The organism is Gluconobacter cerevisiae (assembly GCF_015244675.1).
Taxonomy (GTDB): Bacteria; Pseudomonadota; Alphaproteobacteria; order Acetobacterales; family Acetobacteraceae; genus Gluconobacter; species Gluconobacter cerevisiae.
Window position 1 is genome coordinate 142,053 of record NZ_JABCQO010000006.1, and the last position, 23,499, is coordinate 165,551.

Sequence of the window (23,499 nt, forward strand, 5' to 3'; positions counted from 1 at the left end):
CCGAACGACGAAAAACCCGGCCAGAAATGGCCGGGTTTTTTTTGTTCTGTTTGGGAAGGCAATTTACGGTGGTTTCAAACAACCTCATCCAATTCTTTGCGAAGCTCCAGCCCCTTCTGAAAAATCCAAGCCATAACGAATGGCAGTGCGACAAGTCCGAGATCCGAGGCACTTGTGACATCATAAAATATGGCTTGATGAGAAGGTGGTGCTGTTGGGAGGTCCGTGATTCCTTCAATGAAACCTGTAAAAAATGGAATACAAAGACTAGCGAGGCCCGCGAAGCCGATGACGCGGAGCGAACGGACATTGCTGACCGTAAAAATCTTTTCCTGAAGACATTCTAAAATGAGAGAGGCAATCCGATACAGGATGATTGCCTGACAGAGATTCTGAAAGGCGAGACAGAGATGGGCTATTATGGATACATCGCGCCAGGGGGCCATCATGAATTTCCAGCCGACCCAGTGCGTCAGCAGAAGCGGCAAATCGTTTTGCAGGGCGGCGCAGATATGTCCTGCTGCAACGAGAGCTGAAAGTCCCGCCGGGATTTGGAACAGGGCGGCGGCGCTTTCCGCCAAGGGTCGACTTGGTAGTGTAGCGGATTTTGACCGGATCATGATGCTTCCTCATACAACAGCAGGATTAAGATTTATTGTAAAACGATAATATCGGAAAGCAATAAATATTTATATCGTGAGAGCTTGTTTCTGGGAAAGAAAGATACGGCCTGGATATACTCATCATAAAATAACAATTAATGGATATTTATTATAACAAAATTATATAAAATAATATTATAAAATAATATTATTCCGATATCGCCAGATGACGTATCCTGTGTCACATTGCGCTCGCTGTTTTTCCAGACCATGATCTTACCGGAAGCTGTGATCTCATGACGCCCTTCATCATTGAAAAGACCGAAACCCCGACCGATCCTGTGAAGCAGATGGAGCTGCTGGCTAATCCGGCCTTTGGACGCGTCTTCACAGATCATATGGCCATCATTCGCTATTCCGCGGACAAGGGCTGGCATGATGCGAAAATCACGCCGCGCCGTCCCCTGAGCATCGATCCGGCCTCGACGGTCCTGCATTACGGGCAGGAAATCTTTGAGGGCATGAAGGCCTATCGGGAGAAGGATGGTCATGTCGCCACGTTCCGCCCGGAGGCCAACGCGGCGCGCTTTGCCGAATCCGCACGTCGCATGGGAATGGCTGAGCTGCCGGAAGATCTGTTTGTGCAGGCTGTTGATGAACTGGTGCGTGTGGATCAGGACTGGGTGCCGTCTGGAGAGGGGCAGAGCCTCTATCTGCGGCCGTTCATGATTTCCAACGAGGTCTTCCTCGGCGTGAAGCCGGCGAACGAGTATTTGTTCATCGTGATCGCCTGTCCGGTCGGAGCCTATTTCAGCTCCGGTTGTGTGTCTGTCTGGGTGTCCGAAAACTACACGCGGGCTGCGATCGGCGGCACGGGTGAAGCCAAGTGTGGCGGCAACTATGCTGGCAGCCTTATCGCTCAGGCTGAAGCCAAGGAGAAGGGCTGCGATCAGGTCCTGTTCCTTGATGCGCGCGAGCGTCGCTTCGTCGAGGAAATGGGTGGCATGAACGTGATGTTCGTTCGCAAGGACGGTAAGATCGTCACGCCCCCATTGGGCGGCACTATCCTACGCGGTATCACCCGCAACAGCCTGATCCAGCTTGCTGCCGATCTGGGGATTGAGGTGATTGAGGAGCCGGTTGATATCGACGAGCTTTTCGCTGGTGCGGCTTCGGGTAAATACACGGAAGCGTTTGCGTGCGGCACGGCAGCAGTTCTTTCGCCGATCGGCAAGTTCGTACGTCCGTCGGGTGAGGCCGTATTCGGGGACGGAACGACGCCCGGTCCGGTGTCGCAGAAGCTCAAGAAAATCCTGACGGATGTGCAGGGCGGCCGGACGAATGACGTCCATGGCTGGATTCACCGTATTTCCTGAAGTCTGGCCGCCGGGTTCATAATGAGCCCGGCTTTTTTTAGGCCGGATCGATCCATCCGGCACGGATTGCGGCTTCAAGCTGCTCGGGTGTGTCGATATCGAAGCCGAGTTCGGGGGCGTGCAGGAAGGCCGGTGTGGTTGCGCCGTTTTTCCAGAGCTGGCGCAGGCCGGTATCACCGCGCAGATCGGCAAGGCGTAGTTGCGTTGCAGGGCTGAGCAGCACCGGGATGCCCCGCCCCTCCTCTCCATAAGCTGTGACGACATCCGTATGATTGTTGCCTTGTCTCAGAAGGGCACGGAGATGCTCGCATGTCAGACATGGCTGATCCGTGCCAGCAATCAACAGGAGGCCCGGATCTGTCCCGAGCGCCCGGTATCCGCATTGGAGCGAAGACGCCATGCCGGTTTTCCAGTCGCCATTCTGCACCAGAACACTGTCGAGACCTGCGAGAGCCTGATCTGTCTCTGTGGCCGCGCCACCCGTCACGACAACAAGATGCTCTGGTCTCGTCGCCAGCAGGAGTTCTGCGATATGGCGTACCAGTGGGACGCCATTGACCGTCAGAAGCTGTTTGGGCCGTCCGAGGCGCGTGCTGCCCCCCGCGGCCAGAAGAAGAGCGGAGTGGCGGTTCATTGAGGCTGCTTTGCGATCATCTGGGCCAGAATGGAGAGGGCGATTTCCATGGGAGCCTGTGCGCCGATCTCCAGCCCGGCGGGCAGGTGCAGTCGATCAAAGGCTTCGGCAGGGACGCCCGCTGCTCTGAGAGCTTCCAGACGTCCGGGAATTTTGCGGCGGCTGCCGAGAATGCTGACGCAGAAAGCATCTGATTTCAGCGCATGTGCCGTCAGCATCAGATCGGAATGGGCGTCATGGGTGAGGCTGTAAACCGCCGTCCATCGGTCCAGTGGCAGCGTGGGGAGGGCAGCCTCCAGATTTCCTCGCAAATAACGTGTCGGGGGCAGTCCCGGAGGAGGTTCGGGCGGTCCGTAAGGGCGGATCAGAATGGTTTCGAGTCCCATGACAGCGGACAGGTTCAGAATTGCCAGTGTGACCGGATCTCCACCTGCCAGAACCAGCCTTAAAGGTGGTAGGTACGGGCGAAAGAAACGGCCTGCTTCCTGTCCCGTAGAGCGCGCCTCATCCCAGAACGCCATACTCCCGCTGTCGAGGTCCGTGACCAGTGTGATGGGGCGGCGGTTGTCCCGCGCGGCTCTGCGGACGGCAACATGAGCAGCGAGATCAGGGATCGGGCGCACGAAAATACCGATCCGCCCGCCGCAGGTAAGCTGGATGTCCAGAATCGGACTGCCCGCGCCATAATCCAGCGTCCGCGGCTGCTCATCCTCCAGACATTCCAGTGCCTCGACGCGCACGGCGGCTTCTACACAGCCACCCGACACATAGCCCTGAACCTCCCCGTCCTCGCAGATCGCCATTTCGCTTCCCATCGGGCGGGGCGAAGAACCCGTGATGCTGACCAGTGTCGCCAGAGCCGCTCTTTTCCCGTCTGCGGCCCAGCGTTCCAGTGTGGGAAGCAGGTCGTCCGTCAGGCCATAGTCCGGCCACTGGGGAAGGGGAGAGAGCTGTGCCGCGTCCGTCATGGGGGTCCCTGATGCGCTTTGAAGGCGTCAGGGTAACGCCAAAGACGATTATGACATACCCTTTCACCCACAGACTGTTGATCCACGGGCCATGAGGTCTATATCGGCAGGGAACGCGGCGTCGGCATTTCAGCCAGCGCAACAGACGCACCAGAGACCGGAGCGGAAATGAGTGATCTCCTGAGCGTTACACGGGCCATGGAACTGGTGCTGGATTATGCCGGCAGCTTCGGGACAGAGACCGTGGACCTGACGATGGCAGCCGGTCGCGTGCTTCAGCAGACGATCCATGCCGAGCGCGCCCAGCCGCCTTATGACCGTGTGATGATGGACGGCATTGCCTATCGTCACGGCAGCGGCCAGACGCTGGTCTCGCACGGAATTCAGCGCGCCGGTGCGCCGGGGCAGGTCTTGCCGGATGGTTCTGTCTGTCTGGAAGTGATGACGGGCGCGGTCTTGCCGGAAGGGGCGGATACCGTTGTTCCGGTCGAACGTCTTGTTCGCGAAGGACGACTGATCCGATTTGAAGAGGGCTATGAGCCGCGCAAGGGCCAGTTCATCCATCGCCGGGGTTCTGATTGTGTAGCCGGAACGGAGCTTCTGGCGCCGGGACGTCGGCTGGATGGTCCGGCGCTGGCGGTTCTGGCGGGGAATGGGCATGCGCAGGTTAGTGTGTCACGGATTCCTTTCATCGGGATCGTGGCGACGGGCGACGAACTCGTGGATGTCGGCGCCCCTGTGCGCGACTGGGAAATCCGCCGGTCCAACGAATTCGCCCTGACCGGCGCGCTCCTGTCGCGCGGCTTTAACTGCATTGAACGCTCTGTCGTTCCGGACGATCTCGCAGAGACGATCGTGGCGCTGCGCGAACAGCTTTCGCGACATGATGTTCTGATCCTGAGTGGGGGCGTTTCGATGGGGGCCTTCGATCACGTTCCCAAAGCGCTGTCGAAAATCGGGGTCGAGCGGGTGTTCCACAAGGTGGCGCAGCGTCCGGGTAAGCCGCTGTGGTTCGGGGTCGGTCCGGAGGGACAGCGCGTGTTCGGGCTGCCGGGGAACCCGGTTTCCGCCACGATCTGCGGGGTGCGTTACGTCATGCCGATGCTTCTTGCAGGGCAGGGACTGAGCCGTCCCGAACCCTACACGGTCATGCTGGACACCGATGCCGAATGTATCCCGACACTGACGCGCTTTCTGCCCGTAAAACTCCATTATGATGCGACGGGGCAGGCGCGCGCAACGCCCTGTCCGATGCCGACATCCGGGGATTTCAGCTTTCTGGCTTCAACGGACGGGTTTGTGGAACTGTCGCGTGGGGATGGTGTGTCGTCCCGTGGAACGGCCGTGTTGTTTCATGGCTGGTAACGCCCTGACCGACCGCTTCAGTCGTCCGCTGCATGATCTGCGGATCTCCGTGATGGATCGGTGCAATTTCCGTTGCCCGTACTGCATGCCGGAAGCGACCTATCACGAACATTTCCGCTTTCTGGAACCCAAAGAGCGTCTGAGCTTCGACGAAATCGAACGTGTGGCGCGTGTGGCCGTATCGCTCGGGGTGCGCAAACTGCGCCTGACAGGTGGGGAGCCGCTTCTGCGTCCGAAGCTGCCGGACCTCATAGCGCGTCTGGCGTCCATCGAGGGTGTGGAAGATGTTGCGCTGACCACGAACGGCGTTCTGCTGGAGCGGCATGTTCGGGAATTGAAAGCGGCGGGGCTGAATCGTGTAACGGTCAGTCTCGACAGTCTGGACCCGGCGGCTTTTGCGCGGATGAGCGGAGGCCGCGCGCAGCTTGAGCCGGTTCTGGAGGCCATCGATAGCGCTGCAAAAGCAGGTTTTTCAGGCGGCGTGAAACTCAATACCGTCATCCAGCGCGGTCTGAACGATTCAGGCGTCGAAGCACTGGCCGAACGCTTCCGCCACAGTGGCGTCGTGCTGCGGTTCATCGAATACATGGATGTCGGAACGCGCAATCACTGGGAGCGGGCGGAAGTGGTTCCGTCGCGCGAACTGCTGGAACGTCTTGACTCCCGCTGGCCGCTCGAACCGGTTGACGCGCACTATCGCGGAGAGGTCGCACAACGATACCGCTACTGCGACGGGGGCGGAGAAGTCGGATTCATTTCTTCCGTCACCGCGCCATTCTGCGGTGATTGTTCGCGCGCGCGCCTCTCATCAGAAGGGCAGATTTATACCTGCCTGTTCGCGTCGGAAGGGACGGATCTGCGAACACTTCTGCGCAGCGACGAAGACGATACGGCCTTACGTGCGCTGCTGGCCGGGGTGTGGCGCCAGCGGACGGACAGGTATAGTGAGGAGCGGGCTGCGTCTGCGGATGCACCAGCACGCCGCCGCATCGAGATGAACTATATCGGCGGCTAGAAACGGTAGTCGGATCGGGAGATCGAACACGATGAAAACGCTCACCCATGTCAACGAGCACGGCGAAGATCCGCGCATGGTCGATATCAGCGGCAAGGATGTGACTGAGCGCAGCGCCCATGCGCAGGCTCGTCTGGTTTTCCCATCCGATATGGCGCGGACGCTGTCTGAAGCCGGGTTCATGACGGCCAAAGGCGCTGTTCTGACTGTGGCGCAGATTGCGGGCGTGATGGGTGTGAAATCGACATCGCAGCTTATTCCGCTGTGTCATCCGCTGGCCCTCAGCGGCTGCCGGGTAGACATCACGATCGAGGGTGACGAGGCACTGATCGACTGCCGCGTGTCGTGCAAGGGGCGGACAGGCGTGGAAATGGAAGCCCTGACTGGCGCGTCCGTGGCGGCGCTCACGATCTACGATATGTGCAAGGCGATGTCCCACGACATGGTCATCCGCGAGGTCCGGCTGATGGGTAAGGCAGGCGGCAAGCGCGACTTCCAGAGGATCGAATCGTGAGGCCGCTTTATGGCCTGATCCTTGCGGGAGGGGCCAGCAAACGCATGGGGACGGACAAGGCGGCGCTCGACTATCATGGCAAGCCGCAGCTTCAGGCGGCATTCGATGTCGTGTCGCCTCTGGTGGAGAAGTGTTTTGTCTCGGTGCGGCCGGACCAGACGGGAAACCCGGTCCGGGCCGCATTTCCGCAGATTGTCGATTCCGTAGATATTGATGGCCCGGCGGCCGGTCTGCTGTCCGCGCATCAGGCCTATCCGGATGTCGCCTGGCTAGTTCTGGCCTGCGATCTGCCGATGCTGGATCGAGGCACGCTGGAGAATCTGATCGCAAGGCGGGAGGCTACAAACGTCGCGGTTGCCTATCGCAGCGAACATGACGGTCTGCCGGAACCGCTCTGTGCCATCTGGGAACCCGAAGCGCTGGAGCGGCTGGAACAGCAGGTTCTGGATGGTCGGACCTGCCCGCGCAAGCTGCTGATCAACAGTCCGACCAAGCTGCTGGAGCCCTATGCCCGTGGCGCGCTCGACAATATCAACACGCCCGAGGAACGCGAGGATGCGACCCGGCGTCTGGAGAACCCGACAGGAGGGCCGATGATTCGCCTGAAACTGGAATATTTCGCACAGCTCCGGGAGTTGGCCGGAACGCGCGAGCAGACGCTTGAGACTACATTCGCAACCGTCGGGCCGCTTTATGAGGAACTGCGTGAAACATACGCCTTTCCTTTCGAAGCCTCGAAGCTTCGTGTGGCGATCAACGGCGATTTCGCGCCCTGGACACAGCCCCTGAAGGATGGAGACCACATTGTGTTCATCCCGCCGGTGACGGGAGGATGAGCCGCTTTCGGATGGCGGCTGCGCCCGTGGACCTGACCCTGTTGCGTGAGGATCTGCATCTGGCCGAGGCGGGAGGATTCTGCACCTTTGAAGGCTGGGTCCGTAACAGGAATGACGGCCGCCCCGTTGATGGTCTGGAATATGAATCCTACGAAGCGCTGGCGCAGCTTGAAGGCGAACGGATCGTCGCAGAAGCGCTGGAGCGTTTCGAGATCAGCGAGGCCGTGGCCATGCACCGGACGGGTAGTCTGAAGGTCGGGGAGGTCGCCGTCTGGATCGGTGTTTCGGCACCGCATCGCGATGCGGCGTTCCGGGCCTGCCGCTACATCATCGACGAGATCAAGCACCGTGTTCCGGTCTGGAAGAAGGAACATTATCTGGATGGGGACGCCGAATGGGTGGCGTGCCATCATTGCCAGACGGCGCCCCGTGCCTCCGAAACGGATGCTCATGACCATGATCATGGACAGTGTGGCCATCACCATCACTGAGTGAGCCTGACTGCGGAGCAGAAGCTTTCTGTTCCGCAGCGTCTTTTTGAGTTGTAATTGCAAATCATTCTCAATTAGGATGAATCCGGTCCTGCTGATTCGGAGTTATCCCCATGACACGGCTGTCGCTTTCCCTGTCCGATCTCTGCTGCTGTGAACGGCTGGCGCTGTGGAGTATCCGCTGCCTCATCAGCCATTACCGTTTGCCAAACTGCCCTGAGACAAAAACGACCGACGGCCTGTTCCCGGTCTGCTTCCGCCCGGCCCTTGATGCGGCGGAGGGGGCCTTTTCGGACGCCGTCCATCTCTTGGCAGTTGCAGGACAGCCGGGGCTCGCGGTGAATGCGCCGGGCATGCAGTCCCTGACGGTGCTGGAGGAGCGTTTCCTGCGCGGAATCGTCGCGGCCCAGAACGAAGGCCAGCGTGACGTTTTCATCCTCCTTGCGGAAACCTTCCCAGATCGCTTCGTACAGGGCTGTCTTGCTACGGCCCTGACGCTGTTGGCAGATTGCCTCGCCGGAGCGGGGCATTGGCTTCCCAAGACTTTGCTGAAGGACGAAACCACGATTTCCGGGGGCGGGGCATTGTCTTCGATTAGTCGCTGGCGCTCGGTCAGCCCATCGCGGATGCGCGTTCTATGGCCGCAGGATAGCGGCCCTCTCCAGCGCGAGACTGTGCCTGAAGCGAACAGGGTGATGCATTGATGATGTCGCTGGGCAGGCGCACCATCCGGAATGGCGTTGCGTCACGCATTCCGGGCTTTGAGGAGCTGGAACACATGACGGTTTGTCTGTTACTGCTACTCGCTGGCGTGGTCGGTTTTTGCTGGCTGGCCTGCGTAAACCTTGAGATTTCTGCCGACGACCTTCTGTCCGCACTGGGGTACCAGTCCGGGCTGGAAGAAACTTTCAGGGGGTAGATCCTTCTCCGGCCCACGGATGGACCGGAGACAGCGTTTTCAGATGTAGTATTCGGTCAGCGGTGGAAAGCCGTTGAAGCCGACGGAGCAGTACGTCGAAACATACGCGCCAGTGGCGAGGATCTCGACGCGATCGCCGCATTCGAGGGAATCCGGCATCGGGATGCGGTTCTTCTCGTACATGATGTCCACACCATCACAGCTCGGACCGGCCACGACACATGGTGAACGGGTGCCATCTTCTGAATCGCGGGAGGTGCGGAACGTGTAGCGAATGGCCTCGCCTTCCGTTTCCGCCAATCCGCCAAAACGCCCGATATCGAGATAGACCCAGCGCGGATCGGTGACGGCACCGCCACGTCGGCTGACGAGAATGACCTCGCTCGACACCACCCCCGACTGCCCGACCATGTAGCGGCCCGGCTCCAGCAGAATTTCCGGCGCACCGTCAGGAAAATGCGTCTTGAGGGACGCATGGATCGTGTCGGCGAAATCCTGAACGGAAGGGACGTTCTCGCGGTAATGCGTCGGGAAGCCGCCACCCAGATTGAGCATCTGAAGGTCCACGTCCTGCGCGCGCAGATCATGATACAGTCCGGCCGCCTTGGCGATGGCATGATCATAGGCCGCAACGCCGGTCTGCTGGCTGCCGACATGGAAGGACAGGCCGTAAGGCTTCAGGCCCAGTTCGCGGGCGCGCAGCATGAGCGTGCGGGCATTGTTCAGCGTGGTGCCGAACTTGCGGGATAGGGGCCAGTCGGCACCTTCGTTTTCCACGGCCAGACGGCAGAAAACGCGTGCACCAGGTGCATGTTTGCCGAGCTTTTCCAGCTCTTCGATGCTGTCGAACACGAACAGGCTGATGCCCAGATCGTAGGCTTCGCGGATCCATTCTGGCTTCTTTAGTGTGTTGCCGTAGGAGATCCGATCCGGTGTTGCGCCAGCATCGAGGCACATCCGGATTTCCGCAATGGAAGCGGCATCGAAGGAAGAGCCCAGACCGACGAGGCGCTCGAGAATGGCCGGGGCCGGGTTGGCCTTGATGGCGTAATAGATTTTCGCTTCCCCAAGCGCATCGTGCAGGGCACGATAATGCGCGCCCACGACGTCGAGATCGACGACAAGGCAAGGGGTTGCCGGCTTTTGCTCGGCAAGGAAGCGGGAGATTTTGGGAGTCATGACACTCAATTCCCAGAACCGGACTCGTCAGGGAACGATATCGCCCTGCGAGTGTGTTGCGAAACGGTCGAACGGACCGGCGAATAGCGGGAATCCGTAACGGGTGGATTCCTGAAGGCCAGAACGCTTGACGTCGTTGCGTAACCTCGAGTGGGCCAGTGGCACGTGCGTTGCTGCGTGAGGCGGGCATATGGGACCAAACGCCCTGTCGTGCAACTGCTAATTTTGCATTGTGATGCTTTTGCCAATATTGGTGTGCTGAATCTGGGCGAATTCGGAACGCTGAAGGTATCTTTCGCGTAGGTACATGGCTCATGTCGTCCGATCTGGACTGTCATGAGGTCGACCGTTGCCCCAACAGGACACTGCCGAGGACACCCTGCGTGAGTTTGACACCCGAATCTGCGACCATCTCCGGCTCCCGGATCATACCGGAACAAGCCGTATCTTCGGAGTCGGGGCAGGCGGCTACTCACACAGAGGCCACTGATTCAAACACCGTATCATCGCAGAACAGGCTGCATCATGCGGCCTGGCGGGTTATCGCCAAGCATCTCTTCGCAGAGGTAGGCTCCAGCCAGACATCGCTTTCTGCGGCGGGCTGCGCATTTTACGCTACTTTGTCGCTTTTTCCGGCCATTTCCAGCCTGATTTCCCTTTACGGTCTGGCCTTCGATCTCCAGTCCGTCGAACCTCAGCTTGAAGTGCTTCGACATCTCCTTCCGCCCTCGGCTTATGCCCTGATTGGCGACCGGATCCACGAGTTGATTTCCCAACCTCACTCGTCTCTGACAATCGGTCTGATTTTCTCGCTTGCGGTGGCCCTTTGGTCTGCTTCGGCGAGCACAAAGTCGATCCTGTCCGCACTGAACATGGCTTATAATGCGCAGGAAACACGGAGTTTTCTGAAGTTTCAGGCTGTGGCGCTCTCCACGACGCTAACGGCTATCGTGGGTGCTGCGCTTACTCTGGCACTCATGGTGGCAGCTCCTGCACTTGTGGATTACCTGCCGCGCCATGTCAGCTTTCTGAGCGACCCGCCATTTCCAGTGAATTTCCTGCTGTCCTATGGCGCGCCGATGATTGTGCACACACTGGCGCCGGTTCTGATGCTGCTGTTCGTCTTTATCGCTGTGACGCTGCTGTACCGTTTTGCGCCGTGTCGGGTGCATACGGAGTGGCGCTGGATCTTTCCGGGCTCGATCCTTGCGACGATCCTTTGGGTTGCAACGTCTTTGGGTTTTTCATGGTATGTCGCGCATTTCGCCAGCTATGGCGCGACATATGGTCCCCTTGGCGCGGTTGCGGCCATCATGATGTGGCTTTTCGTGAGCGCCTATGTGGTGCTGTTTGGGGCGGAGCTGAACGCCAGCCTTGAGGCGCGGGTTGGAAAGAGTCAGGCCGTACCGCCGGAAGAAACAAGTCTGGCCTGAAGATCAGGCCAGACGTCGTTCAGCGTCAGTGGTGATGGTGCGGGATACGCTGTGATGCGCTGCCCCGCGGAGAGGCAGGGGCTGTATTGGTGCCTGCGGCTTCAATGGCCTGGGCGCTGGTGTCCGAAGGATCGGCTTCCGCCACTTCAGGCTCGGAGGTGGACTGCGGGGACGGAACCGCTTCCGTCATTTTCGCGATCGTGACATGCGCCGTTCCTGCGCCCAGCATGCCGATTTTCGCGGCTGCTGCGTGGGACAGGTCAATGATGCGACTGTTGAAAGGACCACGGTCGTTGACCGTCACCACAACCGAACGCCCCGTATCTTGGGACGTCACCAGCAGTTTCGTCCCGATCGGCAGGGATGGGTGTGCGGCGGTCAGGTCATTGGTGTTGAAAACCGTTCCGCTGGCCGTGCGTCGCCCATGGAAATGCCGTCCATACCAGCTCGCCATACCATGCTGGGACCAGGCATGTGCCGCCTGATGGGCGCGATTGGAGAGTGCGGCCCGAACGGAGTCTGCCCAGCTTGTTCTCGGCGTTCCATCGATGGCGGACTCGTCACTCGCATGAGCGGTGTGATGACCGGCCAGACCTGCAAGCGCTACTGCAAATGTCATGCTGCGCAGAGGGATGAAGCCTAAGGGATTGCGAAGGGCAGACAGGTTAAAGCGCACTATATCAGGTTCTTCTCCAGTGGACGGGACGGGCTCAGATTGCACCTGATAGCACAAAAATGCTGCCCTGTCGTCTTTTGGACACCCTGAAGACGGCAGTAATAGGGCAATGACGCTTTCATGACAGCTTCGAAAGTGCTATCGCGCGGCCAGATGAAACGCCCTCTGATCACCGTTCTCAACGGTCCGAATCTCAATATGCTGGGTCTTCGCCAGCCCGGAATCTACGGTCACGCCACGCTCGACGATGTTGAGCAGGTGTGCATTCAGGCTGCGGAACGGCTTGATGTTGCCATTGATTTCCGCCAGACGAACGGAGAGGGTGAACTTGTGTCCTGGGTTCAGGAATGCCGCGGCCGTGCAGACGGAATCGTGATCAATCCTGCAGCTTACGGGCACACCTCGATTGCTCTGCTCGATGCGCTTCTGGCGGTCGAGCTGCCGGTGGTTGAGGTTCATATTTCTAATATTCATCGCAGGGAGCCGTTCCGTCATCACACCTACGTCTCGCAGGCCGCCATCGGCGTGATCTGTGGCCTCGGCGTCAGGGGATATGCGCACGCGCTTCAGGCAATAACCGACATGATCGAAGACGAAGGATGAGCCGTATGCTCGTGGACAAGGATGCCATCCGGGCATTGGCCGATATTCTGACCCAGACCGGCCTGACCGAAATCGAGATTTCCGAAGCGGACAGCCGTATCCGCGTGGCGCGTAACGTGAGCGTGGTTCAGGCTGCTGCTCCGGTGCAGGCTGCTGCGGCTCCAGCAGTCCCGGCTGTTGCTGCCCCCGTTGCGGCCTCGGCTGACCCAGCCAAGCATCCGGGCATGGTGCCGAGCCCGATGGTCGGTGTGGCTTATCTGACGCCCGATCCGGCTTCCCCGCAGTTTGCAACGGAAGGCCAGCCCGTTGTCGCAGGTCAGACGATCATGCTCATCGAAGCCATGAAGACCTTCAACCAGATCAAGGCCCCTCGTGCTGGCACGCTGACGAAGTTCCTTGTCGAATCCGGCCAGCCGGTCGAGTTCGGCGAAGCTCTGGCGATCATTGAGTAATGATTTCCAAAGTCCTCATTGCCAACCGGGGTGAGATCGCGCTGCGGATTCAGCGCGCTTGCCGCGAGATGGGCATTAAAACCGTTGCCGTGCATTCGACGGCAGATGCCGATGCGATGCATGTGCGCCTTGCAGACGAAGCCGTCTGCATCGGGCCGCCGAGCGCGCGTGACTCCTATCTGAACGTTGCTGCCATTCTTTCGGCCGCGATGATCACGGGAGCGGACGCCATCCATCCCGGCTATGGCTTCCTGTCGGAAAATGCCGAGTTCGCCGAAACCGTGGAAGAGCACGGCCTTGCGTTCATTGGTCCGACCGCCGAGCATATCCGCACGATGGGCGACAAGATTGCTGCCAAGACGACCATGCGTGCGCTCGGTGTTCCGCTGGTGCCGGGATCTGATGGCGGTCTGGCCGATTTGCAGGCTGCCCGTGAGGTTGCGAACAAGGTCGGCTATCCGGTCCTCATCAAGGCTGCTGCCGGCGGTGGCGGGCGTGGGATGAAGGTCGCGATGACGGCGGACGACATCGAGGAAGCCTGGTCGGTTGCCCGTGCCGAAGCCCGGGCGGCTTTCGGCAATGACGAAGTCTATCTCGAGAAGTACCTCAACCGTCCGCGTCATATCGAGCTTCAGATTCTCGGCGATGCGCATGGCAACGTCGTGCATTTCGGAGAGCGTGACTGTTCGCTCCAGCGCCGTCATCAGAAGCTACTGGAAGAAGCCGGTTCGCCGGCCCTGACGGACGCCGAACGTGAGGAAATTGGCCGCACCGCGACCGAGGCCCTTTCGCGCATGGGTTACCGTAATGCGGGCACGCTGGAGTTCCTGTATCAGGACGGTCAGTTCTGCTTCATCGAGATGAACACGCGTCTTCAGGTCGAGCATCCGGTGACGGAGATGGTCTGCAACGTGGATCTCGTGCGTGAGCAGATCCGGATCGCCTCTGGTGAGCCACTTGGGTACACGCAGTCAGACATCAAGATGTCCGGTCATGCGATCGAGTGTCGCATCAATGCGGAAGATCCGGAGACCTTCATGCCGAGCCCCGGCACGATCAAGGTGTTCCATGCTCCGGGTGGATTGGGCGTTCGTATGGACAGCGCGATTTACGCTGGCTACCGCATCCCGCCTTACTACGACAGCATGATTGCCAAGCTGATCGTGCACGCCCCAACGCGCGCCGAAGCTATTGCCCGCATGCAGCGCGCTCTGGATGAATGTGTGGTCGACGGTGTGAAGACGGTCATTCCGCTCCATCAGAAAATTCTGGCGGATCCGTCTTTCCAGAAGGGGGATTATACCATCCACTGGCTGGAAAATTTTGTGGCTGCCCAGCAGGCAGGAAAATAACCCGGAGTCAGTCCATGAGTTACGCGGAAACCATTATCCTCGATGTCCGGATCGGACAGGTCCCTGTGGTGGTTTCTGCACTCACTGGGCGTGACGGACTCGGCGTCTGGGTGAGCGATATCGGTGTACTCAACCGGGTTGTCCTGTTCCGGACAGCCGACACATATGCCGCTCTTCTGGAAGAGCGGCCTGAGTTTCTGGCTGCAATTCCCAAAGATGTCATCCAGAGCGTCGATGTCACAAGCTGGCGTCTCATTTCGCCTCTGCTTCCTGCCGGAGCGCATGGTGGCGTTTATGAATGGCGTTGCTACGAGTTAAAGCTCGGGCAGGTGGGGGATGTGGAGGAAGCCTTTGTGGCGTCCCTTCCACCACGGCTGGAGCTGTCTGGGCTGATCTGTGGGATGGTCTCTCTTGAAGGGAAACCACGACTGGCCCATATCTGGCCTTATGCAGACATGAATGCGCGAATGGAGATCAGGGCTCAGGCCGTGGCGAGCGGAGTTTGGCCACCAAAGATCGGAAGTAATCTGAGCATTATGGAAAATGCGATTCTGCTTCCTGCCCAACGTTCTGCCTGGCGCTAAAGCGTTCTGAATGACAGATAAAAAAGCGGTGAGGCTTGAGCCTGCACCGCTTTTTTTGTGTCTCAGGCCTGTACTTCGCAAATTACTTCTTGGCGGGAGCTGGAACTGCTGGAGCCAATGTTTCGATTGTGCTTTCGGAAACGAACACCACTGAATTCAGGGCCTGATTTAGGGCATCGACAGCGTCCTGAGGATGGTGCCCCTCGGTGAAAACGGTTGCCCGGTAAACCGCACCCTGCACTGGTGCGATCGGAGCGAGTGCCATAATGAAATCCGCGTCTGCTCCTACGACTTTCATGGACTGGGCGGCCTGATCCGTATTGCCGGTCTTCAACTGTGCATTGGCGGAGATGACCGCAGCTTTCTTTTCAGGAGCCAGTGTTTCGCTCACGATGAACTCCCCCCCGACCGGAAGCCAGTCCGTCTGTCCGACGACAGGCTGATGGTTGGCAAGGATGGAATGCTGCGGAGAGGGATGGAGATCGCTTTCCGCAGCCTGAAACTTCTTGTCGGCTTTTTCAGCAGCAGCAAGGCGTTTCTGGGCATCATAAAGTGCCGGGATGGCGGCCTCGGTCTTCCCGGTTGTCTGAAGGATGTCGCGGGCCTTCAGAATATCCTGAAAGGCGCGCTGTCCGTCGGCGGAAAGATGATGAAAAGCGCGGTGAGCCTTGAATTTTTCCCAATGTGTGTGAAGTGAATCTGCGCTGGCAAAAGGCGTTGCACACAGAATGGATGAAATCGCGGCGATGGTCGGAACAAATTTCATGATATTGCCTCCGTGAATATTTGGTTCTGGTCTTTATCGGTATTTCACAAAAATAGTTCAGGCAAATTACCGATCGTTTAATGATTTTCGGTTCATTGAATGTTTTTCGAAGTTCACTCTGGTGGGCAGGGTTGCCTCTCTGAAAGATGGTGGATCCTGAAGATTGTGACTAACGGATGCAATTCTCTTTATTGCGCTTAGAGTTTAATTTTTGGAATTTATCGACTCCAAAAAATGATTTATTGAAATAAAAATGAGAATATCGAGGTTTTCATTTGGGGAATGGCTTGCCCTGAGGCAGGGCTTTCCGTATGAACGGGGCCTCAATCACGATACCGTGCCTTGCGCCGGAAAGTCGGCCTTTCCGGAGCGCATTGCAGGCATCAGCCGAGTAGCGAGTATTTCCAGATGTCTCTGAATCCCGTCGTCGAGAGTGTAACTGCCCGTATCATCGAGCGTTCGAAAATCTCCCGGCGCCGGTATCTTGCCCTGATGGAGCGCAACCGGGCCAAAGGTGTGCTCCGTCCCAGACTCGCCTGCGGAAATCTGGCTCATGCCATCGCCGCCTCCAGCCCGGACAAGCCGGAACTGATGCGTCCCACCGGGACCAATATCGGCATCATTACGACTTATAACGACATGCTCTCGGCGCATCAGCCCTATGGCCGCTATCCCGAGCAGATCAAGCTGTTTGCCCGTGAAGTCGGGGCGACGGCCCAGGTGGCAGGCGGCGCACCGGCCATGTGCGATGGTGTGACACAGGGGCAGGAGGGGATGGAACTTTCTCTGTTCTCCCGCGACGTGATCGCCATGTCCACGGCGGTTGGTCTGAGTCACGGCATGTTCGAAAGCGTGGCGCTGCTCGGGATCTGCGACAAGATCGTGCCGGGGCTTCTGATGGGCGCTCTGCGCTTTGGTCACCTGCCCACCATGCTGATTCCAGCCGGTCCGATGCCGTCCGGCCTTCCGAATAAGGAAAAGCAGCGCATCCGCCAGCTCTATGTTCAGGGCAAGGTCGGACAGGCCGAGTTGATGGAAGCGGAAAACGCCTCCTATCACAGCGCCGGAACCTGCACATTCTATGGAACGGCCAATACGAACCAGATGATGGTCGAGATCATGGGGCTGATGATGCCGGATTCGGCGTTCATCAATCCCAACACGAAGCTGCGCCAGACCATGACGCGCTCGGGAATCCATCGTCTGGCGGAAATCGGTCTGAACGGTGAAGACGCGCGTCCTCTGGCGCAGTGTGTGGATGAGAAAGCGATCGTAAACGCGGCGGTCGGGCTGCTGGCAACAGGCGGGTCGACCAACCATGCGATCCATCTCCCAGCGATTGCCCGCGCTGCCGGTATTCTGATCGATTGGGAAGACATCAGCCGCCTGTCATCAGCTGTTCCACTGATTACGCGCGTCTATCCGAGTGGCTCTGAAGACGTGAACGCTTTCAATCGCGTGGGTGGTATGCCGACCGTGATCGCCGAACTGTCGCGCGCCGAAATGTTGCATCAGGACATCCTGACGGTCTCGCGGGGCGGCTTCTCCGATTACGCCCGCCGCGCTTCGCTTGAAGGCGACGAACTCGTGTACAGCCGCGCAAAGCCGTCCACGGACACCGACATTCTGCGTGATGTGGCAACGCCTTTCCGTCCGGATGGCGGCATGCGTCTGATGACGGGCAATCTGGGGCGTGCGATCTACAAGAGCAGCGCCATTGCGTCCGAGCATCTGACGGTTGAAGCGCCTGCGCGGGTGTTTCAGGACCAACATGACGTCATCACGGCCTATCAGAATGGCGAACTTGAGCGTGACGTTGTCGTGGTGGTGCGTTTTCAGGGACCGGAAGCCAACGGTATGCCGGAACTGCACAAGCTGACGCCGACTCTGGGTGTGTTGCAGGATCGTGGCTTCAAGGTTGCGCTTCTGACGGATGGTCGTATGTCGGGTGCCAGTGGCAAAGTGCCGGCGGCCATTCATGTCGGCCCTGAAGCGCAGGTCGGTGGTCCGATCGCCCGCGTTCGGGACGGTGACATGATCCGCGTCTGCGCCGTGAGCGGCCAGATCGAGGTATTGGTTGACGCCGCCGAATGGGACAGCCGCACGCCGGTCGCTCCGCCGCTCCCGGCATTGGGAACGGGCCGGGAACTGTTCGCGCTGTTACGTTCAGTGCATGATCCGGCTGAAGCGGGCGGCTCTGCAATGCTGGCCCAGATGGATCGCGTGATCGAAGCCGTCGGCGACGATATTCACTAAGGAAGATTTCTCATGATCGATACTGCCAAACTTGATGCCGTCATGAGCCGCTGTCCGGTCATGCCGGTGCTGGTGGTCAATGACGTGGCGCAGGCCCGTCCGATGGCCGAGGCTCTGGTGGCGGGTGGCCTGTCCACGCTGGAAGTCACGCTGCGGACGCCCTGTGCGCTCGAAGTCATCGAGGAAATGTCCAAGGTGCCGGGTGCGCTCGTCGGTGCGGGGACCGTTCTGAACCCGTCTGATATGGACCGTGCCGTGAAAGCGGGCGCGCGCTTCATCGTTAGCCCCGGCCTGACCGAGGCTCTCGTCAAGGCTTCAGTCGAGCATGACGTCCCGTTCCTGCCGGGTGTCGCCAATGCGGGTGATATCATGCGCGGTCTCGATCTGGGCCTGTCGCGCTTCAAGTTTTTTCCGGCTGTGACGAATGGCGGCATCCCTGCGCTCAAGAGCCTTGCCAGTGTTTTCGGCAGCAATGTCCGTTTCTGCCCGACGGGTGGCATTACGGAAGAGAGCGCCCCGGAGTGGCTGGCCCTTCCGACCGTTTCCTGTGTTGGTGGTTCCTGGGTGACGTCGGGCGCGTTTGACGCGGACAAGATCCGTCAGCGCGCAACGGCCGCAGCCCTCCTGAAGGTCTGAACACGCGGCAATAAACGGTTCACGGGGTGCAGCATTATGCCGTGGCTCCCCGTGAACGTTTTATGAACAAATGGTTTGCGGGACGGCCTGAACCAGATCATAAGGGCGCGTGACTGGACGTTCCCATTTATTGATCGGCGGCTTTGCCGTGTTGTGTGCCATGCGCTGGCATGTGCTTTCTCCTGAGCCACTCTCCGTCTGCACGGGACTGCTAGGTAGCCTTTTGCCCGATATCGATACCGAGCGTTCGATGCTTGGTTGTCGGGTGAAGATTCTCTCCCGCTTTCTGGCAAAAGCTTTCGGCCATCGTGGTCTGACGCATTCGGGTCTGATGCTGTTCGTGGTTGCGGCTGTCATGAACGGCCTGATGGGACCTGAGAGTCTTAGGGGGCCATGGGGTGCCCTGCTACTCGGCGCTGCGACGCATATCGCCGCCGATCTTCCGACAGGAGGGTGCCAGGTTCTCGCCCCCCTTAGTCGTTCGCGACTTTCGCTCTGGCCCTATGTCCGGACTGGCGGCATCGGGGAAATCATGCTTCTTGTGCCCATCCTCTGCCTTCTGGGCTGGGCAGGATTTTCCGGCAGTGGCCCTGTTCCGAGCCATGTCTTTCCATCTGCGCATCACTCGCGGTTGCGCGGACATGTTTTGAAGGATATTTCATTCTCATCATGACACAGACCCGACTCCCCGTCCGCCGTGCCCTTCTCTCCGTTTCTGACAAAACGGGACTGATCGAACTGGGGCGTGCGCTCGCCGCCCACGGTGCGGAACTGCTTTCGACCGGGGGGTCCGCCAAGGCTCTTCGTGATGCTGGTCTGACAGTCAAGGATGTCTCGGACCATACAGGCTTTCCGGAAATTCTGGACGGGCGGGTCAAAACCCTCGTTCCTCAGGTTCATGGTGGCATTCTCGGACGCCGCGATCTGGCCGATCATGTTGCGCAGATGGCGGAGCATGACATTACTCCGATCGATCTGGTCTGTGTAAATCTCTACCCGTTCGCCGCAACCGTTGCATCCGGTGCCGGTGACGAAGACTGCATCGAGAATATCGATATTGGTGGTCCCGCCATGATCCGTGCGGCTGCCAAGAATTTTGATCACGTCGCAATCCTGACCGATCCGCAGCAATATGCTGCGGTTATCGCATCGCTGGAGCAGGGCGGTACGGTGCTGGTCGAGCGGCGCAGCTACGCGGCCTCCGCCTATGCTCACACAGCCGCTTATGACAGCATGATCTCTCGCTGGTTCGCCAAACAGGCTGGCGAGATTCTACCGCCTGTCCTGACTCTGAGCGGGACACGGGACGATCTGCTGCGTTACGGCGAAAACCCGCATCAGAAAGCGGCTTTCTACCGTGACGGTAGCCAGCGTCACGGCGTGGCGAGCGCGCGGCAGCTGCAGGGCAAGGCGCTGAGCTATAACAACATCAACGACACGGATGCTGCATTCGAAGCTGTGGCCGAGTTTGACGAACCGACTGTCGTGATCGTCAAACATGCCAATCCATGTGGCGTGGCCTCTGCTGCGACGTTGGAACAGGCTTGGATTGCGGCTCTGCGCTGCGACCCCGTCTCGGCTTTCGGCGGTATCGTCGCCCTCAACCGGACACTGGACGGCGCAACGGCACAAAGGATCAGCAAGATCTTCACGGAAGTGATTGTAGCTCCCGATGCTGATGCGGAGGCCATTGAGGTCCTTGCAAAGAAAAAGAACCTGCGTTTGCTGCTCACGCAGGGCGTGCCTGATCCGACGGCTGAAGGGCTGTCGTTCCGCTCTGTCGCCGGTGGCTTTCTCGCCCAGAGTCGCGATGCAGGCCGGGTGACGGAAGCCGACCTCAAGGTCGTCACCAAGCGTGCGCCGACGGACCAGGAAATGAAAGATCTGCTGTTCGCGTTCCGCGTTGCAAAGCACGTGAAATCAAACGCTGTCATCTATGTTCGCAATGGCGCCACGGTGGGCATTGGTGCTGGGCAGATGTCACGGGTAGATAGTGCACGAATTGCAGCGCGCAAGAGCGAAGATGCGGCAAAGGAAGCTGGAGAGCAGGCTCCGTTGACAATCGGATCGGTTGCGGCTTCGGATGCGTTCTTTCCCTTCGCAGATGGTCTTGAGAGCGTCGTTGCGGCGGGTGCCGTGGCTGTCATTCAGCCGGGTGGTTCCATCCGCGATCAGGAGGTGATCGATGCGGCAGACGCAGCCGGGATCGCCATGGTATTCACCGGCATGAGGCATTTCAGACATTGAAAAAGCTCGTTTGCGCCAGCCTGGTTCTGGCTCTTTCCCTTTCTGCAGCGAAAGCTGCCCCCTGTGTCTATGACATGACGCCACTTCCGGTGACCAATGGGACTGTCGCCAACATCACGCCCACCGGCGTGCAGCTCAGCGACGGTACAGCTATCATCCTGCCCGCAGAGTTTCTGGCACATATTCACCTAAACCAGAAACTGGCCGTTAGAGGATTGATTGCAACGGCCACGCACACCGTGCAGGCTTTGGCACTCGATGGTAACCCTCCCATCTGTCCAAGCGCGCCGGTGATTCCAAGAGGTGCTTTTCCGGGTTCGCCAGGATATGACACGATCCACCCCTGATCGCTTGCGTCTGGATGTAGTACCGAGCGGTAGTTAAACGCTTTCTTTACGCTTTTTGTGCAATAATTTTCCGGATTTACCGATGTTGGCGGATCCGGAGGCGCAAGTTCTTGTCACATGTCACGACATCTGCAGTTACGTCGATCGCTGGCCTCGGGCGCACAGACATTGCTCCCGGGGCACAACTGGCTTCCAACGAGCGGTTTCACGAGTTTTTGGAAAGCTACGTACATCCGGAAACACCCAAACATTTTGAGGTTAGCCAGAAGGCCTCGATTACTAAGCCTCAGGCTACAAAAGTAGAACCTGTTGGATCCGAACATACGACTCAAAAGCAGCCTTCGAAAGTTAGAACGCTAACGAAGTCCACAATGCAGCAAAGTACAGATTCGAGTTTAGAAGATCGTACGCATCTTCTGAAGCAAGGGGCTGTAACTAAAAACAAAGCTCTTCCCGATACTGTAGAGAAAACTATTTCTGGTGGAAGTCAAAAACAGCTACAAAATAATATTAATCAAAAAAACTCATCTCAATCGATTGTTCCAGATTCTGATGATAAACACCTACCTAGTGATGACCAGGAGCAGGCAAAAAATACATTATCACAAACAAAAAAAAATGATTTCACCACTAATGGAATAGTAAATAGTTTTATAAATGAAGAAAATTCAAATTATACTGATAAAAAAGAAATAAATACAGAATTATCATTGATGGATAATAATTGCTCGTCAGAGGAAAGTAATAATCCAGAAATTGTTTCTGGAGATTGCGCCAATAATATTAAAATTGAAGAAAACTCCACAAAAGAAAATACTCCATTTATTGATCTGGAATCGATCTCTCCAGACTCTTCGGAAAAAACATTGTCTGAATCATTGGAGGAGGTATCTTCTAAAGCGCAGACAGAAAATGAAACTGTAACACCAGGTGATGAAGAAAAACCCTCTTCGCGCGCTGACGCGCATACCTTACTTTACCAGCAAGAAAATAACGGAAATACGACAACGCATATTGAAATGAACGTTGGTAGAAATGAAAAAATACATGTAGAAATCAATAGATCCGAAAGTAAAGATCATCGGATTCATATTAATACAGATGATCCAAAAATTTATCAGTCTCTGAAAGCTGATCAGGATATATTGGTTGCAGCTCTATCTGATAATTCATGCCTTACTGCTGGAATGCAACCTATAGCAAGGGCAGATATCCAAATCAGTCTTTCATTACCAGCCTTTCTTGACATGTCGTCTCGCGATGAGCGGCAAGAGGGTAAAAACCGCTCGCTGGGCCTCTCACGGGATAGCGCGTCGGATACTTCAAGTTCCACCACTAAACGCCGCTTTATAAGTGGCGTTGTTGATCTCACTGTTTGAAAATAGGATTGGAACCATGGTTTCTTCAGTTGGCACCACAACAAGCAGTACGTCTCTTTTAAGCCAGGCAATAAGCGCAGCAAAAAGCAATGCCGCAACAAATTATTCTGCGGCTTCTAATGCTACAACAAGTAGTTCAAGTAGTTCCTCTCTGTCTTCCTTGGGCGGTAATTTTAATCAGTTTCTTACGCTACTTACAACCCAATTGCAGCATCAAGATCCTAGTAATCCAACCAGTACCGATTCGTTTACTGCTGAACTGGCCCAGTTTGCTGGTGTGCAGCAACAAGTCGAAACCAATACGAATCTAGCGAGCTTAATTTCAGCCACGCAGGATAACCAGATGGCCTCGGCTGTTAGCCTCATTGGAAAAACAACTACAGCAAGTACTTCTAGTTTGCCATTACAGAATGGGGGCGCGTCTTTATCATTTACAGCGCCGCAGACTGGAGAGGTTGCAATCGCCATAACTGATAATAAGGGGACTGTTGTTAGGTCCCAGACAGTGGATGCCTCGGTCGGTACAAATACATGGACGTGGGATGGAAAAAATAACGCTGGTACCCAACTCAGTGATGGCGGTTACACCGTAGCAGTAGAAGGAAGCTCTACTGACGGAACCAGTGTCGTGCTTCCGACCACGGTAACAGGAACGGTCACAGGGGTTTCCAAAGGAAATTCAGGGGTAAATATCGATATGGGCGGCGCCACCATTGGTATGAGCGATCTAACCGGATTTTCAGGCACATGATTTCAAAGCCCAATCAAGTCGATTGTTAGTCATGCATTAACCTTTTTGCTCCACAATGGAGTTCATCGAAAGTAAAACTTTAGGAATAAATGCGTATGTGGGCAGGGCAGGGAGGTTT

General features: G+C 57.5%; 27 protein-coding genes. 20 read left to right on the forward strand and 7 right to left on the reverse strand.

Annotated features, from left to right (window positions below; translation table 11 throughout):
• Positions 1 to 74: 74 nt before the first annotated feature.
• The gene (locus HKD21_RS08945) at positions 75 to 449 is read right to left on the reverse strand and encodes a DUF2975 domain-containing protein (protein WP_194255358.1); all 375 of its coding nucleotides are present in this window, start codon (positions 447 to 449) and stop codon (positions 75 to 77) included.
• A gap of 449 nt (positions 450 to 898) precedes the next feature.
• Here HKD21_RS08945 and HKD21_RS08950 point away from each other — a divergent pair, with 449 nt between their 5' ends.
• Positions 899 to 1,978: a branched-chain amino acid aminotransferase gene (locus tag HKD21_RS08950; protein ID WP_194255359.1), complete on the forward strand. Its 1,080-nt coding sequence runs from the start codon at positions 899 to 901 to the stop codon at positions 1,976 to 1,978.
• 37 nt (positions 1,979 to 2,015) lie between these two features.
• On the opposite strand, the gene HKD21_RS08955 is transcribed toward HKD21_RS08950, so the two are convergent.
• Positions 2,016 to 2,612 carry a nucleotidyltransferase family protein gene (locus tag HKD21_RS08955; protein ID WP_194255360.1) on the reverse strand — a complete coding sequence of 199 codons (597 nt, stop codon included), beginning with the start codon at positions 2,610 to 2,612 and terminating at the stop codon, positions 2,016 to 2,018.
• On the reverse strand, positions 2,609 to 3,580 hold the full coding sequence (locus HKD21_RS08960) for an XdhC family protein (protein WP_194255361.1): 972 nt from the start codon (positions 3,578 to 3,580) through the stop codon (positions 2,609 to 2,611). Before HKD21_RS08960 ends, HKD21_RS08955 begins: the two co-directional genes overlap by 4 nt.
• A 168-nt stretch (positions 3,581 to 3,748) precedes the next feature.
• Between HKD21_RS08960 and HKD21_RS08965 the strand changes: the two genes are divergently transcribed.
• The 7 genes from HKD21_RS08965 (at position 3,749) to HKD21_RS08995 (ending at position 8,720) form a co-directional block, all read left to right on the forward strand.
• The gene (locus tag HKD21_RS08965; protein WP_194255362.1) at positions 3,749 to 4,945 is read left to right on the forward strand and encodes a molybdopterin molybdotransferase MoeA; all 1,197 of its coding nucleotides are present in this window, start codon (positions 3,749 to 3,751) and stop codon (positions 4,943 to 4,945) included.
• Positions 4,935 to 5,960, forward strand: a complete 1,026-nt coding sequence (gene moaA / locus HKD21_RS08970; RefSeq protein WP_194255363.1) for a GTP 3',8-cyclase MoaA — start codon at positions 4,935 to 4,937, stop codon at positions 5,958 to 5,960. Before HKD21_RS08965 ends, moaA begins: the two co-directional genes overlap by 11 nt.
• Positions 5,961 to 5,991: 31 nt before the next feature.
• Complete coding sequence (gene moaC, locus HKD21_RS08975; RefSeq protein ID WP_194255364.1) at positions 5,992 to 6,474, forward strand: cyclic pyranopterin monophosphate synthase MoaC; 483 nt, start codon at positions 5,992 to 5,994, stop codon at positions 6,472 to 6,474.
• Positions 6,471 to 7,310 carry an NTP transferase domain-containing protein gene (locus tag HKD21_RS08980; protein WP_194255365.1) on the forward strand — a complete coding sequence of 280 codons (840 nt, stop codon included), beginning with the start codon at positions 6,471 to 6,473 and terminating at the stop codon, positions 7,308 to 7,310. Before moaC ends, HKD21_RS08980 begins: the two co-directional genes overlap by 4 nt.
• A complete protein-coding gene (locus tag HKD21_RS08985) occupies positions 7,307 to 7,801 on the forward strand; it encodes a molybdenum cofactor biosynthesis protein MoaE (protein WP_194255366.1) in 495 nt (164 codons plus the stop codon). Before HKD21_RS08980 ends, HKD21_RS08985 begins: the two co-directional genes overlap by 4 nt.
• A 113-nt stretch (positions 7,802 to 7,914) precedes the next feature.
• A complete protein-coding gene (locus HKD21_RS08990) occupies positions 7,915 to 8,505 on the forward strand; it encodes a hypothetical protein (protein ID WP_228121220.1) in 591 nt (196 codons plus the stop codon).
• The gene (locus HKD21_RS08995; protein ID WP_194255367.1) at positions 8,505 to 8,720 is read left to right on the forward strand and encodes a hypothetical protein; all 216 of its coding nucleotides are present in this window, start codon (positions 8,505 to 8,507) and stop codon (positions 8,718 to 8,720) included. Before HKD21_RS08990 ends, HKD21_RS08995 begins: the two co-directional genes overlap by 1 nt.
• A gap of 39 nt (positions 8,721 to 8,759) precedes the next feature.
• Here HKD21_RS08995 and HKD21_RS09000 read toward each other — a convergent pair whose 3' ends face one another.
• A complete protein-coding gene (locus HKD21_RS09000) occupies positions 8,760 to 9,899 on the reverse strand; it encodes a type III PLP-dependent enzyme (protein WP_194255368.1) in 1,140 nt (379 codons plus the stop codon).
• Positions 9,900 to 9,926: 27 nt separating this feature from the next.
• A complete protein-coding gene (locus HKD21_RS09005; protein WP_194255369.1) occupies positions 9,927 to 10,064 on the reverse strand; it encodes a hypothetical protein in 138 nt (45 codons plus the stop codon).
• Positions 10,065 to 10,282: 218 nt separating this feature from the next.
• Here HKD21_RS09005 and HKD21_RS09010 point away from each other — a divergent pair, with 218 nt between their 5' ends.
• A complete protein-coding gene (locus HKD21_RS09010; protein ID WP_407646556.1) occupies positions 10,283 to 11,332 on the forward strand; it encodes a YihY/virulence factor BrkB family protein in 1,050 nt (349 codons plus the stop codon).
• A 25-nt stretch (positions 11,333 to 11,357) separates the two neighbouring features.
• Here HKD21_RS09010 and HKD21_RS09015 read toward each other — a convergent pair whose 3' ends face one another.
• On the reverse strand, positions 11,358 to 12,008 hold the full coding sequence (locus tag HKD21_RS09015; protein ID WP_194255370.1) for a septal ring lytic transglycosylase RlpA family protein: 651 nt from the start codon (positions 12,006 to 12,008) through the stop codon (positions 11,358 to 11,360).
• A 153-nt stretch (positions 12,009 to 12,161) separates the two neighbouring features.
• Between HKD21_RS09015 and aroQ the strand changes: the two genes are divergently transcribed.
• Genes aroQ through HKD21_RS09035 form a run of 4 tightly spaced genes read left to right on the forward strand, consistent with a single transcriptional unit; the run spans position 12,162 to position 14,999 of the window.
• On the forward strand, positions 12,162 to 12,611 hold the full coding sequence (gene aroQ / locus HKD21_RS09020) for a type II 3-dehydroquinate dehydratase (protein ID WP_041112562.1): 450 nt from the start codon (positions 12,162 to 12,164) through the stop codon (positions 12,609 to 12,611).
• On the forward strand, positions 12,608 to 13,063 hold the full coding sequence (locus tag HKD21_RS09025; RefSeq protein ID WP_194255371.1) for an acetyl-CoA carboxylase biotin carboxyl carrier protein: 456 nt from the start codon (positions 12,608 to 12,610) through the stop codon (positions 13,061 to 13,063). Before aroQ ends, HKD21_RS09025 begins: the two co-directional genes overlap by 4 nt.
• The gene (gene accC, locus HKD21_RS09030; RefSeq protein WP_194255372.1) at positions 13,063 to 14,415 is read left to right on the forward strand and encodes an acetyl-CoA carboxylase biotin carboxylase subunit; all 1,353 of its coding nucleotides are present in this window, start codon (positions 13,063 to 13,065) and stop codon (positions 14,413 to 14,415) included. Before HKD21_RS09025 ends, accC begins: the two co-directional genes overlap by 1 nt.
• A gap of 14 nt (positions 14,416 to 14,429) precedes the next feature.
• Complete coding sequence (locus tag HKD21_RS09035; RefSeq protein WP_194255373.1) at positions 14,430 to 14,999, forward strand: NIPSNAP family protein; 570 nt, start codon at positions 14,430 to 14,432, stop codon at positions 14,997 to 14,999.
• Between the two features lie 82 nt (positions 15,000 to 15,081).
• Here the strand turns inward: HKD21_RS09035 and HKD21_RS09040 are convergent, their stop codons facing one another.
• Entirely contained in the window at positions 15,082 to 15,765 is a 684-nt protein-coding gene (locus HKD21_RS09040) for a YfdX family protein (protein WP_194255374.1), read from the reverse strand.
• A 408-nt stretch (positions 15,766 to 16,173) separates the two neighbouring features.
• Between HKD21_RS09040 and edd the strand changes: the two genes are divergently transcribed.
• The 7 genes from edd (at position 16,174) to HKD21_RS09075 (ending at position 23,381) form a co-directional block, all read left to right on the forward strand.
• Complete coding sequence (edd, locus tag HKD21_RS09045) at positions 16,174 to 18,021, forward strand: phosphogluconate dehydratase (protein ID WP_194255375.1); 1,848 nt, start codon at positions 16,174 to 16,176, stop codon at positions 18,019 to 18,021.
• Between the two features lie 12 nt (positions 18,022 to 18,033).
• Positions 18,034 to 18,657, forward strand: coding sequence for a bifunctional 4-hydroxy-2-oxoglutarate aldolase/2-dehydro-3-deoxy-phosphogluconate aldolase (gene eda / locus HKD21_RS09050; RefSeq protein WP_194255376.1), 624 nt, complete (start codon positions 18,034 to 18,036; stop codon positions 18,655 to 18,657).
• Positions 18,658 to 18,766: 109 nt separating this feature from the next.
• Complete coding sequence (locus HKD21_RS09055; protein WP_194255377.1) at positions 18,767 to 19,330, forward strand: metal-dependent hydrolase; 564 nt, start codon at positions 18,767 to 18,769, stop codon at positions 19,328 to 19,330.
• Positions 19,327 to 20,904 carry a bifunctional phosphoribosylaminoimidazolecarboxamide formyltransferase/IMP cyclohydrolase gene (purH, locus tag HKD21_RS09060; protein ID WP_194255378.1) on the forward strand — a complete coding sequence of 526 codons (1,578 nt, stop codon included), beginning with the start codon at positions 19,327 to 19,329 and terminating at the stop codon, positions 20,902 to 20,904. Before HKD21_RS09055 ends, purH begins: the two co-directional genes overlap by 4 nt.
• On the forward strand, positions 20,901 to 21,251 hold the full coding sequence (locus HKD21_RS09065; protein ID WP_194255379.1) for a hypothetical protein: 351 nt from the start codon (positions 20,901 to 20,903) through the stop codon (positions 21,249 to 21,251). Before purH ends, HKD21_RS09065 begins: the two co-directional genes overlap by 4 nt.
• A gap of 110 nt (positions 21,252 to 21,361) precedes the next feature.
• The gene (locus HKD21_RS09070) at positions 21,362 to 22,630 is read left to right on the forward strand and encodes a hypothetical protein (RefSeq protein ID WP_194255380.1); all 1,269 of its coding nucleotides are present in this window, start codon (positions 21,362 to 21,364) and stop codon (positions 22,628 to 22,630) included.
• Between the two features lie 16 nt (positions 22,631 to 22,646).
• Positions 22,647 to 23,381, forward strand: a complete 735-nt coding sequence (locus HKD21_RS09075) for a flagellar hook assembly protein FlgD (RefSeq protein WP_194255381.1) — start codon at positions 22,647 to 22,649, stop codon at positions 23,379 to 23,381.
• The last annotated feature ends 118 nt before the right edge of the window (positions 23,382 to 23,499 follow it).